The organism is Alcanivorax sp. MD8A (assembly GCF_002888555.1).
GTDB lineage: Bacteria > Pseudomonadota > Gammaproteobacteria > Pseudomonadales > Alcanivoracaceae > Alcanivorax.
The window spans coordinates 16,966-33,112 of record NZ_AQOQ01000005.1 but is presented as its reverse complement, the minus strand read 5'-3'; the positions used below and the strand labels follow the sequence as shown (position 1 = coordinate 33,112).

Below are 16,147 nucleotides of genomic sequence, written 5' to 3'. Positions count from 1 at the left end.
GATTCGGGCTGTACCAGGGAACGACGGAAAACGCCGTGAAAAACAGACTCGTGTGGACAATGGTAGCGATGACGCTGCTGGCGATAGCCAGCGGCGTTGTCGTTGCTGCCACCGAGGCAGGCACGGTGCTGCGCAACCAGGCAGAAGTCAGCTATTTCGACCCGATCAATGGCGAAGTCATTGTCATGCGCTCCAACCTGTCCCAGGTGGTGGTGGCGCCGTGGCGGGCAGTCACTCTGGATACCGATAATCAAGCCACTGTAGCGGCGGGGCAGCCGGTCAATCTGCCCCATGTCATCAGTAATAATGGCAACGTGGCTGATCGCTTCTCTATCACCGTGAACAATCTGACAGGTGACAATGGGGATCTGATTAATCCTGTCGTATACCTGGATGTAAATGGCAATGGTCAGGCGGATGCTGGCGAGCCAGAACTGCTTGAAACCGCTGAACTAAAACCGGGTGAAAGTGTTGCTCTGGTTGTTACCGGCAGTGTTCCGGCTGGACAAAACCCGGACGATGAATTGCGTCTTGAGGTGAGTGCTACCTCTCTTGAGGATTCGGCGATCACTGATGTTCGTCAGGATGTGATTACTGTTTCCCGGGGAGCCTTCCTGAATATCACCAAATCGGCTAGCCAGAGCTGTGAAGCGCCTCTTCAGGCGGGTCAGAATCTCGACTACCGGATCAGCTTCACCAATAACGGCAGTGCGGCTCCCCAGGCGCGCACGGTGTTGGTGAATGGTGCTCCCTATGAAGGGGTGCTGGTTGAGGATGAAATTCCTGGCAATGTCTCCTTGCGCCCATCCAGTGTGACCAATGTGTCTCCGGTTCAGTCCTTTCCGGTGGTGCACCGTGCGGGCGATGCGGAAGATCAGTGGATCAGCTATGCACAGTGGGATACCCGTGAGCCAGTAGATCGGTTTGCCATGCTGATGCCGGCAGATACCCTTGAAAGAAACGAGAGCGGCGGTTACACCTTCGGTGTCTCTGTGGCCTCAGGCACCACTGCAGGCACCCGTATTTTCAATACCGCCCACGTGGACGTTGATGGCGATGGCCTTGCGGACTTTGAGAGTAATACTGTCTGTAACACGATGGGGGGGGCTGTCAGACCGGCCATCCTGTTTGAGCGGCCGACGCCAGCGGTTGTTCGTGGAGAACGCACTCCGGACCTTGGTAATGATGGCGATTTCGAGGCCGCAGATATTTATCGTTTGCTCCCTGAGGCCAGTCATGACGTGCTGCACGATGGGGTGTATATCCGTCTGACTGCATCGCAGCTTAATCAATCGCAAACCCAGCGCGATTTTCTGCAACAGACGCCCAATGGTCAGCAGCTGATCATCGTTACCGTTGAATCACGTTTGACGGGGGATTCGGTCAGGGTGGTGATGATCGAAACCGGCGCCAACAGTGGTGAGTTTCGCAGCATTTTCCCGATTGTGCTCAGTGAGGAAGAAAGAGGCAATAATCGGCTTTGCCCCTCCTATGCCAGTCAGCAGGATGTGCGCCAGTACGACAGCGATACGACGACGCTTGATGCATTGACCAACGCCTGTGTACTGAACAGCACCCAGCGAGATACGCTGACGGCGCGCTATACGCTTCCGGTATATGGCGCAGGCGGGAATATCGAAAACTATGAAGTTGTGAGTGATATCGCAGCTGTAGATCCCGCCGGCACCGTATTTGATTCCACCAACGGCAATCCGGTGGGAGGAGCCAGTGTCATTCTGTATCAGTCACGGCAAACCCTGTCAGCCAGTGGTGCGGGTTCCTGTGCGGACCTCGCCGAGAGCGATTACGAGGTCGGTACGGATCCCTACACCGGCGAGTCGCTGGATGGTGAAAACACCAATACGACCAATGCCGACAACACAACCAAACTTGGGGATTACCAGTACCCCTATGCAACCCCGGGACACTGCTACTATCTGGACGTGATCCCGCCTGCGGGTTACACCTTCCCGTCGGAAGTTGCGCCTGCGGCAGCGGGCGCCTTTTATTCCGATGTGAATGACAGTTCCTACGGTATTGAAGGCTACCAGGCACCGGTGGGGCGCAAGGCTGCCCGTGTGGCAGGAAGCAACAATGGTTCCTTCCTGCTGGGAACCGCCAATGTGTTTGTGAATATTCCGGTGGATCCGAGTGCCAGCCTAAATGCCGGCATTCTGGTCATCGACAAGCGCTCTGAAACAGACAGTGCAGCAGTGGGTGATGTTGTGTCATACAGCATCGATATCACTAATAACCATACCGGTGAACTGTATGCCGGCCGGGTGTTCGATTCGCTGCCTTACGGCTTCCGCTACATCAATGACAGCGCCTGGCTGGAGGTCAATGGAAATCGGGTGGAAATGCCTGAGCCCGAGGGTCGTCCGGGCCCCCAGCTGACATTCCGGATTGAACGTTTGTTGGCCAGTGGCAATGTGGATGCACTGCCGTTGCAGCCGGGCAATACCATCACACTGCATTACGGATTGCGCCTTAGTGCGGGTGCCGTCGACAGCAACGGTATTAACCGGGCGACGGCTCAGGCAAATACGCTTTCCGGTTCAACCTACCGCTCCAATGAAGACCAGGTCGAAGTGAAAATCCGTAACGAAGGCGTGCTTTCTGACAAGGCCATGCTGTTCGGTAAGGTCTATGTGGATGCGGATTGTAATAACCTGCAGAACGACGGTGAGTGGCCCATCGGGGGCGTCAAGCTGTACATGCAGGATGGCACCTGGGTTATCACCGACGAGAACGGCCAGTACAGCATTTATGGTCTGGAGCCTGGGCTGCACACCATCAAGATTGACCCGCTGACACTGCCAGCCGGGGTCAAGCTCAAGCCGATTGATAATCGTCATGCGGCGGATCCGGAAAGCCGTTTTGTGGATCTGCGTTCCGGTGAATACCATCGTGCGGACTTTGCCGCATCTTGCCCTGTTGGGGACCAGGCTGAGGCGCTGGCAGAACAGCTCAAGCAGCGCAATGCGTCCATGAACGGTGACTGGATGCTGGATGAAGCCGCCCGTTTTGATCCGCTGCGCCAGCAGACCACCAACCCGATCATTCGCCAGGCAGATGGTAGCGGTGACCTGGGCAGTGGTGTGTACACCCAAACGGGGGATGATTCACTCAACGAAGCCTGGGACCAGGTTTCTCGTGTCAGCGGCGCGGAAACCGGGACGACCCGGCTGGTTGATGAGCAGACCCCTGAAGCGGCCATGGTGGAGACCAAGGAAGCGGCTGCCACCATTACCCGTGAGCAAGCTGAGCAGGGTGCCTGGTTGTGGCCACGTGGACAAGTGAGCCGTGATGGTCGTTTCCAGGTGGTGGTGCGTGCCGGGGTCGATCCGATCTTGAACGTGAACGGCAAACCTGTGGCGAAAACCCAGTTGGGCGAGCAGGTTGTGAACAAGCGCGAACGGGCACAGGTAGCTACCTGGTACGGGGTGCAGCTCGCCGAAGGCGAAAACACCCTCACCGTGACCACTAAAGACATGTTCGGTAACACCCGGGTGATGGCAGAAGGCAAGTTCATCCGTCCGGCTGCACCGACCTCCATTACGGTTGAATCGGAAGCCGACACCCTGCCAGCCGATGGAGGTCGCTCCACTCTGGGCATTCGGATTCGACTCAACGATGCTGCGGGCAATCCGGCGGTTGGCAATCACTTCGTTACTGTGGAAACCGATCGTGGTCGGTGGCTGGAAGACGACCTGCAGAGCGATACCCCCGGGCATCAGGTGAAGCTGGTCGATGGTCGCGCACTGGTACATTTACGCAGCACCGAATACACCGGGCCGGTGCGTATCCGCGCAAGCCTTGACCGCTTCAGTGACAGCATCCAGATTGAGCAGATTGCGCCGCTGCGTCCCTTGCTGGCCACCGGTTTTCTGCAGGTGCAAAGCCGCGCAGGTGGATTGCGTGACAACGGCAATGCGCCTGCGGATGTGGCGGATGAGTTTGACGACGGTGTTGATGGCCGTGCCGCGGTATTCATGAAGGGACAGGTGCGTGGCGATGCTCACCTGACGCTGGCCTACGATACCGACAAGGATCTGGATACCGAAGACGAAGTACGTCGTGACTTGAATCCTGCGGATTACTATCCGATCCCGGGTGATGCCTCTGTGCGGGGTTACGATGCACGCAGCCGCAGCAAGCTGTACGCCAAAATCGAAAAAGACCGAAGCAGCCTGATGTGGGGGGATTACCTTACGGATCCGGGCTATGAATTCTACGACCTGGGTCGTACGCAGCGTACTTTGACCGGCCTGAATGGCATCTATGACAACGGCCGTGCACGTTTCCAGCTGTTTGCTGCCCGTCCGGAAATGGAACAGGTCACCGAAGAAATTCCCGGCAACGGTACGGCACTGCTTTTCACGTTGAGCAATAACCCTGCTCGTGACAGTGAAACCGTGGAAATCATCGTGCGTGACCGAAACAACCCCGGGCTGGTGATTGAGACGACGCCACTGACCCGGTACGTGGATTATTCGGTGAACTACTTCACCGGCGATATCCGCTTCCATGATGTCATTCCAACGCGTGATGAAAACCTGAATCCGGTGTACGTGCGCGTTAACTACAACGTGGAAGGTGAGGCTGAGGAGTACACGGTGTTGGGGGCCCGCCTCAACTACGATCTGACAGACCAATTGCAAGTTGGTGTAAGCCGTACCCAGGATGATCACGATACCGACGGTTATGATCTCACCAGTGTGTCAGCACAGTACAAGGTGGATGAAAATACGCGGGTGAATGTTTCCACCGGTACCATGGAGCATGAAGATGGTTCGCCGGAGGGTCGCGCCTACAGCGTTAATGGTGAGCGTCTGTGGGTCGATGGTTCGCGCACCGAGTTGCGCTGGGCCCGTGCTGAAAGCGGGTTTGATAACCCTGCGGCAGGCATTAGCGAAGCCCGTGAAGAAATGCGACTGGGGCATGAGCAGATGATTACCAACGATTTCTCTGTAGAAATTGAAGGTATTCGCTCCAAGCAACTGGATGCATCAGATGAACAGAATAGCCTGGGCGCTATCGCTGAAAAGCGGATCGGTGCGACCGCGTTGCGAGGCGGGGTGCGGGGTATTGAACAGAAAGACGCGCAGGATACCGAGCGTTTCGGGACCTATATCCTCGGTGCGGATCGTGGTTTTACGCTGCTGGGCAAGCCTTTCCAGATTGGTGGTGAATACGAGCAGGCCTTCCAGGATCCGGGACGCCGTCGTATCGCAGCGGATGCAGACATGCAGCTGACCGAGAAAACCAGCCTGTATAGCCGTTACGAAATCATCAACAGCCTGAATGGCATCAATACGCTGGATGATGATGTAGAGACGCAGCAATTTACCACCGGGGTCCGTTCTGCTGTTACACGCAATACGGATGTCTACTCTGAATACCGTTTGCGTGGTGCAGTGAGTGGTGAAGATGTGGCGGCGGCTAACGGTGTTAAATCCAACATCGAGATTGAGCCTGGACTGACGGTCACCCCGACCTTTGAATGGATCCAGACACTGGAAGGCAGCAACAGCCAGGACTCCACTGCGCTTTCTATCGGTGCAGAAGATCGCCGCAACCAGAACCGTCGCACCCTTGCCCGTGTAGAAACCCGGTTTGGTGATGACCGTGAGTATTATGGTTTGAGTGCAGCCAATATCTGGCGACTGAATACGGATTGGTCCGGTGTTGTTCGGGATGATTTGCGCCTTCAGTACTTTGATGCTGACCCCAAAGAGGGCGATAACATTGTGACTCTGGGACTGGCCCGTCGCCCGCGTCGTGACAACCGTCACCACATGCTGTTCATGTACAAGTGGAAAGAAGAGTGGGGTGGTGCTGCCGGCTCTGATCGCACTGTGCACCTGTTCTCTACGCACCATAACTTCCAGCCTCACGATGACTGGATCTTCTCTGGTCGTGTTGGTGGCAAGTGGCAGGAGACGGAACTGGGCGCGCTGAATGTGCACACGGATGCCTATGTGGCTGATGGCCGCATCATCTGGGACATGACCCGCCGTTTTGATCTCGATCTGCATGCGGGGGCGATCACCACCGATGGTGTTGATGAGCGCCGCTACAGTTACGGTTTTACCGTCAACGCCCTGATTCGTCGCAATCTGCGCATGGGTGTTGGTTATAACTTCCAGGGCTTCCGCGATGCTGACCTGGACCCGGAAGGCTACAACGCAGAAGGCGTGTATGTGGGCCTGGAATACAAGTTTGACGAAGACGATCTGGGCTGGCTGGGCAGCAAGGCTGCAGGCCAACGCAGTTATATGGGAGATGCGCGATGAACAGGTTGAAAGGGTTCATAGCGGGATTGTTGTTGGCGGGCCTGGGCGGTTGTGCCACCACCGAATCCCTGTACGCTCAGTATGATGAGCTGTGTCCGGTTGAGGCTCGTGTGACCAACACCGGGATGGTAATGGTGACCGGCATTGCGACCACAGGTAATGGGCTGGTAGCGGCGGGCGCCACCGAGAGTCAGGAGTGGGAGCCGGCGGTGTATTTCGGGTTCGATATGGATGACCTGAAAGACAGTGAGAAAGCGCGACTGGATAGCAATGTCGCCGTTCTTCAGCGCTACGACGCCTTGCAAATCAGTGTGCAGGCCTACACCGACCAGAAAGGCAATGATGATCTTAACCAGATCCTTTCGAAAAAAAGAATGAACAGTGTAGTGGCTTACCTGAAAGCGGCAGGCATCAGTGGCAGCCGAATCAAGGCCACCTATCTTGGTGAAGGGGCGCCGTTGTTATCTGGCAGTACCACCGACGAGCGAGTCATTAATCGTCGTGTGGAATTGATGCCGCTGGATGCAACAGGGCGTCCGCTGGTCATGCGTGCGGATTTTGCCAACAGCGGCGGCGATGAGTTTGTTGCGCCGGCTCCGGTAAAGTGACAGGAGGTCCGAGGTGAAAATGCTGCAACGTTTTCTGCTTGTTTGTTTGGTGCTGGCCGGAGCTTTTGCTCATGCGGCCACGCCAGCAGCGGGCACCCTGATCAAGAACCAGGCATCGGCCAGTTACCGTGCCTGTCTTGATGAAGGATGTACCGAACAAGCTGAGGCGCAGCGTGTTACCTCTAACCTTGTGCAAACCGTGATTCGCAATGTGCCGGGCCTTGAGCTGGTCAGCGATCAGGGTAAACCGGCGGTGCCGGGTGGCTATGTCTACTTTTCCCATGTGCTCACCAATACCGGTAATGGCCCGGACCAATATCAATTCTGTCTCGACAATATCAGTAACGACTTTGCTGCCTGGACGGTGTACCGGGATGAAGATGGTGACGGTCAGCCCGATGTGGGTGGCGCCCTGTTTAATCAATCTGATTCTGACGCCTGTTGGGATTCATTGACACGAACGCTGATTGCCGATGAAACCTTCTCGCTGGTGATTGAGGCGGAATTGTCCAATGCCGTAGTGGCTGGCCAGCAGCCTTCCATGCGATTGTTGGCCAGCAGCAATGAGGACAATGCCATTGTTGCCACCAACACGGATGAAGCGGATGTCGTTAACGGCCCGGTCATTGAAGTGGCAAAATCCCTGAGCGAACGGGAGGGGCGATCGCCTGCTGGCCCGATTACGGTGACGTTGGAATATCGCAATGCGTCTGACCAGACTGCAACGGATATCGTTATTGAGGATATTCTTCCCACCGTGACGGTGGACGGCGTGGTCGGAGGCATGACTTACGTGGCGGGTTCTGCCCGCTGGAGTCAGACGGGCAGCACTGTGCTGACCGATGATGGTGAAGATGGTAGCCAGGGCAGTGCTCCCGATCTGATCGATTACTGCGCTTACGATGAGGATGCCACGAATCCGGATTGTCATGACCGAGTCCGTGCCGAGGTGCAGCAGTTGCCACCGGGTGGTATCGGCATCCTGACCTTTGATGTCATGATCGACAGTGGTATCACCGCAGGCGACCGGGTGCGGAATACGGCACGTTTTCGCTATGCGAACCAGGCCGGCGATACCGTGTTCGGCTCGCCTTCACCTTTCAGTACCAATTCCGTCAGTTACCGGGTGATAGGGCGCGCGCTCCTGCCTGCGGTAGTCGCGAACAACGACACCTCTGACAGTGTCACCGGCAGTGATGATATTTCTGACACCGGCAACCGGGTTGAGGTCGCGGCGGTAGGCCAGGGGGGAACCGTCGCATTCGACAATATCATCTGGAATACCGGCGACGGCGAAGACAGCTTTGATATTCTGGTGGACAGCGCAAACGACCGTCAGGGCAACGCGCTGGCCACGCCTTTCCCGGCGAATTCTGTCTTCCAGCTCTACAAGGCAGACGGTGCTACCCCGTTGGTGGACACTGATGGCAATGGTGTCAGTGATACCGGTCCAATTCCCCGTCCGGATACGTCCGGGCAGTGTCCCGCAAGGTTTGTGACCGACACACTCAATGGCGCCTGTGGGGTTAAAGTGGTGCTGCGGGCAACTCTGCCACCGGATGCCCTGGGTGGCCCGTTTACCGTGACCAAGATCGCGCGTTCTGTCAGCGATACCTCGGTGAGCAATGCGGTCAGCGATATCTTGCTGGCCATTACTACTAATAGTGTGGACCTGACCAACGATCAACCGGTGAATGGCAGCGCACCGGGTGAGGGGGCGGGACCGGAAGCAACACCGGTGCGAACCCTGTCTATTGCGCCGGGTAGTCATGGTGCTTTTGTGGTGTATATCAACAACACAGGTGCCCGTCAGGATACATATGACCTGCAGGTGAGCACGACTAACTTTGTGGCAGGACAGCTCCCTGCGCAATGGCAGGTGACCTGGCATCGTGATGGTGGCGGTGGCGATTGCAGCAGCCTCGGTACAGCACTGACCAACTCTGGTCTTGTTCCGGCGGGTGGGCAGAGGCTGATGTGTGTTCAGGTGAAGGTGCCTGAGAGCGAATCGGGTAACCAGTCTGTGTCTTTATATCTGCGTGCGTTGTCGCCCACCAGTGGCGTCAGCGATATCAAACATGATGCGGTCACAGTTGTGGCAGGCCCGGCGATATCGCTGCAACCGGATCAGGTAGGGCAGGTCGCACCGGGCGCAAGCACCACTTACAGTCACCAGTTGACCAATACCGGTAACGTAGACCTGTCCAATGTCTTGTTGGCGGCAACGCCCGCGGCGGCGGCAGATAATGGTTGGTCAGTGACCTTGTATGAGGACTCCAATGACAATGGCCAGTGGGATCCAGATGACGCTTTAATTATTGAGGGGAGCCCGTTGCAGACAGCGGGAAGTGACGGCGTGCTCAGTGTTGGAGAAAGCATCTCGGTGTTTGCCCGTTTGTTTGCTCCTGCCAACGCTGCGTTCGGTACGGTCAATATCAAAACCCTCACCGTTACTGCTGAGGGCGCTGCACAAACCGTTTCTGATCAGGCCACGGACACCACTACCGTCAACAACACGGATGTTGCCATTACCAAAGAACAGGCTCTGGATGGCAACTGCGATGGAGTGCCAGATGGCCCAGGGAGTTGTACGGCGGATGGTTGCTTCGTTTACACCTCGTTTCAGGCCACGCCGGGGGAGCAATGCGTCATCTACAGGCTGACCGCGACCAATAGCGGCTCACAAAGCATGTATGAGGTGACCATCAATGATCGTACCCAGCCCTATACCAGCATGCTGGCCGCGGCGACACGCTGTTCTTCGCCGGCGGGGGATTGTGTCCCGGATGTTGTGGCGCCGGGAGACGCTGCGACCGGGGATGTATCGGTCAATATCGGTGAGCTGAGAGCCGGTCAGCAGGCGGTGCTGATCTTCGGTCTGAGGGTAGAGTAATCATGACAACCAAAGGCCCCAAAAAAAACAAAGGCAAGCTGGTGACGAGACTGCTGGCAATACAGATGCTGATTCTGGCGCTGGTGGTTGGGATCTGCCTGGTGAGTGCTCCTGCTTATGCCGTCAGTGTTGGGCTGAGCGGAACGCGAACGGTAATCAGCGGCAGCGACTGCGCCCTTGCCACCTACCGCTTCGGGACCAATACCATCTACAGCGGTCAGGCGTTGGACCTGCTGGTGGAAGTCATCCAGGAAGATAACGAGCAAGCGGGGTCCTTCCAGTGTGTGGGTGTGGACAGCGGTGTGCTGTTTGTAAGCTTGCGAGACAAGGACAGTGGCGAGAACATCGCCTATGCGGATCTGCGTCTCACCCTGGTCGCTCAGGGGAGTACCACGCCGGTAACGGTGGATCGCATGGTGGTGACCGGTTTCGATCTGGACCGCAGCAGTGATAACACCCAGACAGACACGGATGACATGTACTTTACCACCGGGCCGACAACCCGGTCATATGTCTCTACCAATACCCAGACAACCGTCACCACGACGGGAACCGGAAGCTATAACACCCGCATCCGTGGCCGTGATGACAACTGTGATGATGGCGCAACCAATGCCCAACCGGAGTGTCGGGCCAGTGTGGTGTTCGCGGAAACATCCACCGCCACCGTCAGGGTGCAAAACAACAACGCCTATGGAAACGAGGCCAATACGAGTACTGCACGGCGGGTATCTTATCTGTCATTCAGGATCAACGACTTTGAAGATGTTGTTGACGGCAACCTGGATTATGGCGATGCCCCTGCCAGTTACGGGGCGGGGCGCCAGAATGTGTCCACGTCACTAGGTCTGGGGCGTGGGTTGGTGCCAGATCATGATGCCGCCAATCAGGCTTCATCCGCTGCGACCGGGGATGATAATGACGGCAGTGGTGGCTCGCCGACTGAGTACGACGATGAAGATGGCGTTTTGCTCAATGGCTCGACCTTGAGCGATGCGTCGGTGTTTCCTGGGCAGCAAAGTGAGCTTTCCATCACGACCTTTGGAAGTGGTTATCTAAACGCCTGGATCGACTGGAACCGCGATGGTGACTTCAACGATAGCGGGGAGCGGGTCATCACCAATCGTCAGGTTACCAATAATGGGGAAACGACAACCGGAAATAACTCCAGCAGTTTTATTACCTCCACGCCGGTGACGATTAATGTCCCTTCAACGGTATCAGCAGGTCAGACCTACTCCCGATTCAAATTTACCAGAAACACCAATCCGGGGGTTGGCTCGAATGCCAATGACGGGGAGGTGGAAGACTACCGCTTAACGGTGGCTCAGCAGACCTGTAATGCCGAGATTAGTGGGGATCTTTCCTTAAGCGGAACCGCCTCTCGTAATGGTGTGACAAATGAGATCACGCTGACTCAAGCGACGGGGAATCAGGCGGGTTCCGCCTGGTCGCAGAATCGTATCAGTCTGTTGTCTCCGTTTACGGTGGAATTTTCCATCTATCTGGGCACCAAGAATGCAGATGGTGCTGATGGTATTGCGTTTGCCTTTCAGCGCGATCCGGATGGAAGTAGCGCTACAGGTATATTCGGTGGCGCGCTGGGGGTCGGTGGGCTCGATCCTGCCGTTGCCGTTGAGTTCGATACCTACAACAACGGTTCAGGTTACGGCGATATTGCCAATGACCATACGGTAATTTACGACCCGGTGAATTATACCGATAGTTCAGGGGGCGGTAGTCTGCTCAGTTCCGTTGTCGACCTTGGAAACATTGAAGATGGCGGCTGGCATACGGTGTCTCTGGACTGGAATCCGGTTTCCAATCAGCTGCAATACCGTTTTGATGGGTCGCTGGTCGCGGTGGTTAACCGCGACTTCACCAATGAAGATTTTGCTGGGGACCCGAATGTCTTCTTTGGTTGGGCTGCCTCAACGGGGGGATCCAATAATCTCCAGAAAGTGTGTGTTATTGATGCCCCGGAACAGGTTCTGGTGGACTACGCCGATGCGCCTGCCAGTTATGGAAGCCCGTCGCACATTATCGTTGATGGCGTGCGTCTTGGTGATGGTATTTCTGAAGATATCACCGGCTACGACAACGCCTCCGCCAACGCCGATACCTTTGATGATGGTGTCACGTTTCCGGCCAATGTGCCGGGGGTTGATCCGATTCAGGTTGAGGTCCATGGCGATGACGGTTATCTGCAGGCCTGGATCGACTGGAACCGCGACGGGGATTTTGATGATGCTGATGAACAGGTAGCGACTAACCTGCAGGACTCGGATGGTGACGGCATTATCGAAGTACTGGTGCCACCCTCAGCCGAGGCGGAAAACGCCAATGATGTGATTGCACGTTTCCGCTGGTCGACCACGGAAGATCTGAATGCGGGCGATGGCGCTGATGACGGCGAAGTCGAAGACTATTTGATCAATACCCGTGAAGTGGTGTTCTGTCCGCAAGGTTCCGATGCGACGGGTGGCGGGATTGCCAGTGGCGGTACGGGGGGGTACCGCGAGGCGGTCTACTGGCTGGACTGGAACTGTGGCAGTAAAAACAATTACCAGCCTGGTGAGCTGGTTCGCAAGACCTGGGTATTCGGGCCGGTGGAAATCCGTGCAACCGTAGACAACATTACCAGTCAGCTGAACATCTATAACAGCGGTAACTGGTCGGGCGACCGTTTTGATGATCTGTACCAGGGGGTTAATCCGGTAGGTCTTGCCAATACCAATGGGGCAGAGCCTAACTTCGATATTGGCTGGGAAGTCTATCTCAATGGCCAGAGGGTGCCGGCAGATATCATTGCTGCTGACGTGGAAGATACAGATGAAAATGAAAGCCTGACCTGGGAAACCGACGGTGAGCCCTGGGAGATTTTCTCGATCGCTCCGCTGTCGGACCTTCAGGCCCGTTTTGAAAATGGTGCCCGCCGCCTGGTGCTGACTACAGGGGTGGCGCCAGGTACGGGTACTCTGCTCGCCTTGACTGAAGATGCGACCCAGACCTCACACATCGTGGATGGCTCGGGGGTTCAGGCTGTGGGTTTTGGCGTTTTCCTGCAGGTAGACCATGGTGATATCGCGGGTGGTTACCCGCAAAGCGGCGGCCATGTGTCACGTCGAGATGCGACCGGTGGGAGCAAACCCACCTCTGATACGGATGTTAATACCCTGACGGTGGCGACCTTGCAGCCGGCGACGCCCTATCTGGGGGAGATTGGTCCTGATCCCGAAGATGCAGACCAGAACTCTGCCAACGCGGATGCCGATGGCCCGGAAGAAGACGGGGTCAGCTTCCCGCCGCTGATTCCTGGTGCGGGCGCCACGATCACGGTAACCCTTACCGAAGATGTGGTTGGTGAAAATTATGTTCAGGGCTGGATCGATTGGAACCGGGATAATGACTTTGACGATGCCAGTGAACAGATCGCCCTGAACGTTCGTGATAATGATGCCCAGGACGCCAATAGCAGTCCGGGGGTGATCGAGCTGAACCTGTTTGTTCCGCCGGGCGCCTTTATCGGCAACACCTATTCCCGCTTCCGACTGTCCAGCACCCCGGACGTGCCGGCGGGTGGCCAGGTTGTGTTCGATGGTGAGGTGGAGGATTACCTGGTGACCATTTCTTCCGGCAATACCGGGGGGATTTTGTCGGGCTGGGTGTACGAGGATAATGGTGACGGCGCCACCGCCCACGATGGCATCAAGGCCGGTAACGAACCCGGTATCGCCAACCAGCGGGTGGTGTTGTATCACGATGCCGACAATAACGGTGTGTGTGAAGACTCCGACACGGTTCTGGCTGAAACCCTTACCGACGGGGACGGGGGCTGGCGTTTGGTCCCGGTGCTGGCGGATGTGGGCAAGAATGCGTGTCTGGTCGTGCAAACAGCCAACGGGTTTCGTTCCATCAGCGAGAATCCCGGCGATGGCGGAGCCAGCATCAACACCAGTGCTGCGGATGATGATGTAATGTTGTTGCAGGTGCAGCCCAGCGGGGTGGATTGGGACAATATCCTGTTTGGTGATGCCGGGTTGCCGGTGCTGGAACCGGATCGTCAGGGCGTGGTGGATGCCGGTAACAGTCTGCTCTACAGCCATCGCTTTACGGCACGCACTGCCGGTTCGGTGGATTTCAGCCTCGGTGCAGCCCAAACCGTCCCTGCGAGCCCGGCCTGGACCGATACCCTGTTCCGTGATGCGGATTGTGATGGCGAACTGTCTGCTGCAGACGAGGCGCTACCGGTTAGCGGAGTGGCGGTGCAGGCAGGAGACAGCCTGTGTCTGCTGGTCAAGGTGTTTGCCCCTGCCGATGCGCCCCTTGAGGCACTGCACAGTCGTCCGCTGATCGCCACCCAGACTTTTGCAGGCACAGCACTGCAGTCCACAGTCCAGGTGCTAGATACCACTCGCCTGACGGCAGGCAAGCTGATTCTGGACAAGACCGTGCGAAACATCGGTCCGGATGGTCTGGCCGGCACGGCCGACGATGTGGACAGCCAGGACGGGACCGCCAATCAGGCTTCCCCGGGGGATGTGCTGCGTTACCGGCTGACCTTCTCCAATCAAGGGGTGCGGCCGCTGACCGAGGTGACGATCAATGACAGCACACCTGCGTTCAGCAGTCTGAGCCAGGCGGCCGTCTGTCCTGCGCCATTGCCGGCGGATCTCAGCGGTTGCAACCTGACCACCCCGGATGGCCCCAATGCCGCTGGCTATGAGGGCGCGCTGCAATGGTTGTTCAGCGGCCAGCTGCAGCCTGGCAATCAGGGTTCGGTGGTCTACGATGTGCGGGTTAGTCCCTGATCCGGGGCACCCGCTTCAACCTACCTGATACCGTAAGACCGTGATAGAATGCGGCAACCGAGCCCGAGGGTTCGGTTTTTTTGTGGCTGTCTGGCAGGAATCATGGATTTCAGCATAGTGATAAAGGCCCTGTGCCTGGTGCTGGTAATCGAGGGCATTCCGCTCTTCTTGGCGCCCGATCGGGCTCGTCAGGCCGCGCTTCAGCTGGCGCGGATGCCCGGGCAGTCCCTCAGAATACTGGGGCTGGTGCTCATGGTGTTGGGTGCCGTCCTTCTGGTGGTGATGAAATGAATCAGCAAGCACAGTGGCTACTCCCCGATGGGGTGGAAGAAGTCTTGCCGGGCCGCGCCCGGGCGATTGAGCAACTGCGGCGCGGTACCCTGGATCTGTACCAGCGCTGGGGTTACGAACTGGTCTTCCCGCCACTGATCGAATTTCTGGAATCCCTGTTGAATGGGGCTGGCCGGGATCTGGAGCGGGAAACCTTCAAGATCACCGATCAGCTCACCGGGCGTTTGATGGGGGTGCGTGCCGACATTACCCCGCAAGTGGCGCGGATGGACGCTCACAGCCTGCGCCGTAATGCGCCCACACGGTTGTGCTATTGCTCCAGTGCCCTGCGTACCCGTCCTGCCGTGGCCGGTGGTACCCGCCTGCCGTACCAGATCGGCGTTGAACTGTTCGGCCATTCCGGCGTGGACAGCGATCTGGAAGTCATTTCCCTGTTGCTGGAAACCCTGCGGCTGGCAGGGGTCGACAACGAGGTCGTGCTGGATCTGGGCCATGTGGGCCTGTTCAGTGGCCTGCTGGCGGATTGCTCCCTGAGTGACGCGCAGCAGGCCCAGCTGGAAGATATTCTGGTCCGCAAGGCGCGGGTCGAACTGGAGACTTTCCTGGCCGACAGCGGCCTGCCGGACGCCGCCAGCAAGGCGCTTGCAGCCTTGCCATGGCTGGCGGGTGATGCGGCGGTACTGGGCGAGGCACGGGAGATATTTCAGGATTTCCCTGCAGCGCTGGCAGCCCTGGATGAACTGGATACGCTGGTCTCGGTGCTGAGCCAGCGTGGCGTTACTCTGCATCTGGATCTGGGTGAGCTGCGGGGTTATCACTACCACACCGGTTGTGTCTTTGCGGCATACCTGCCCGGCGAAAGTGAGCCGGTGGCCAAGGGGGGTCGCTATGACCACATTGGTGAGGTATTTGGCCGTGCCCGCCCCGCGACGGGTTTCAGTGCCGACCTGAAAATGCTGTCGGCTCGCACGGTGGCTGCGGGCGATAATGGCATTCTCGCCGAAGGCTCTTTGCAGGATGCGGATTTCGCCGCCGCCGTGGCCGCGTTGCGTGATCAGGGCGAGCGGGTCGTGCTGGCGTTACCGGGCGCAGACAATGATGCCCAGCTGTTGGGCTGTCAGCGCAGGCTGGTACAGGGCGACAACGGCTGGGTCATCCAGGATTTATAGAATTCGTAGGGCGGAAATGGGCGACAGCCCATCTCCGCCGTTGTGATGGTGGCGGAGATGGGCTTCGGCCTGTCCT

General features: G+C 57.3%; 6 protein-coding genes. All 6 read left to right on the top strand.

The window, feature by feature from the left end:
- Positions 1-35: 35 nt before the first annotated feature.
- The 6 genes from A15D_RS03980 to A15D_RS03955 all read left to right on the top strand — a co-directional run bounded on the left by A15D_RS03980 (position 36) and on the right by A15D_RS03955 (position 16,071).
- On the top strand, positions 36-6,299 hold the full coding sequence (locus tag A15D_RS03980; protein ID WP_233192054.1) for a hypothetical protein: 6,264 nt from the start codon (positions 36-38) through the stop codon (positions 6,297-6,299).
- Positions 6,296-6,907: an OmpA family protein gene (locus A15D_RS03975; RefSeq protein ID WP_199175755.1), complete on the top strand. Its 612-nt coding sequence runs from the start codon at positions 6,296-6,298 to the stop codon at positions 6,905-6,907. Before A15D_RS03980 ends, A15D_RS03975 begins: the two co-directional genes overlap by 4 nt.
- 19 nt (positions 6,908-6,926) lie before the next feature.
- The gene (locus A15D_RS03970) at positions 6,927-9,800 is read left to right on the top strand and encodes a hypothetical protein (protein ID WP_233192068.1); all 2,874 of its coding nucleotides are present in this window, start codon (positions 6,927-6,929) and stop codon (positions 9,798-9,800) included.
- A gap of 2 nt (positions 9,801-9,802) precedes the next feature.
- Positions 9,803-14,611, top strand: coding sequence for a CshA/CshB family fibrillar adhesin-related protein (locus A15D_RS03965; RefSeq protein WP_102790862.1), 4,809 nt, complete (start codon positions 9,803-9,805; stop codon positions 14,609-14,611).
- A gap of 102 nt (positions 14,612-14,713) precedes the next feature.
- Complete coding sequence (locus A15D_RS03960) at positions 14,714-14,902, top strand: DUF2065 domain-containing protein (protein ID WP_022985242.1); 189 nt, start codon at positions 14,714-14,716, stop codon at positions 14,900-14,902.
- A complete protein-coding gene (locus A15D_RS03955) occupies positions 14,899-16,071 on the top strand; it encodes an ATP phosphoribosyltransferase regulatory subunit (RefSeq protein ID WP_102790861.1) in 1,173 nt (390 codons plus the stop codon). The genes A15D_RS03960 and A15D_RS03955 overlap by 4 nt, the downstream gene beginning before the upstream one ends.
- Positions 16,072-16,147 lie beyond the last annotated feature (76 nt).

What these genes read in the sequence shown, in the direction of transcription:
- A15D_RS03975 (WP_199175755.1), top strand. Translation starts at nt 6,296, where the DNA reads ATGAACAGGTTGAAAGGGTTCATAGCGGGATTGTTGTTGGCGGGCCTG.
- A15D_RS03970 (WP_233192068.1), top strand. Translation starts at nt 6,927, where the DNA reads ATGCTGCAACGTTTTCTGCTTGTTTGTTTGGTGCTGGCCGGAGCTTTT.
- A15D_RS03965 (WP_102790862.1), top strand. Translation starts at nt 9,803, where the DNA reads ATGACAACCAAAGGCCCCAAAAAAAACAAAGGCAAGCTGGTGACGAGA.
- A15D_RS03960 (WP_022985242.1), top strand. Translation starts at nt 14,714, where the DNA reads ATGGATTTCAGCATAGTGATAAAGGCCCTGTGCCTGGTGCTGGTAATC.
- A15D_RS03955 (WP_102790861.1), top strand. Translation starts at nt 14,899, where the DNA reads ATGAATCAGCAAGCACAGTGGCTACTCCCCGATGGGGTGGAAGAAGTC.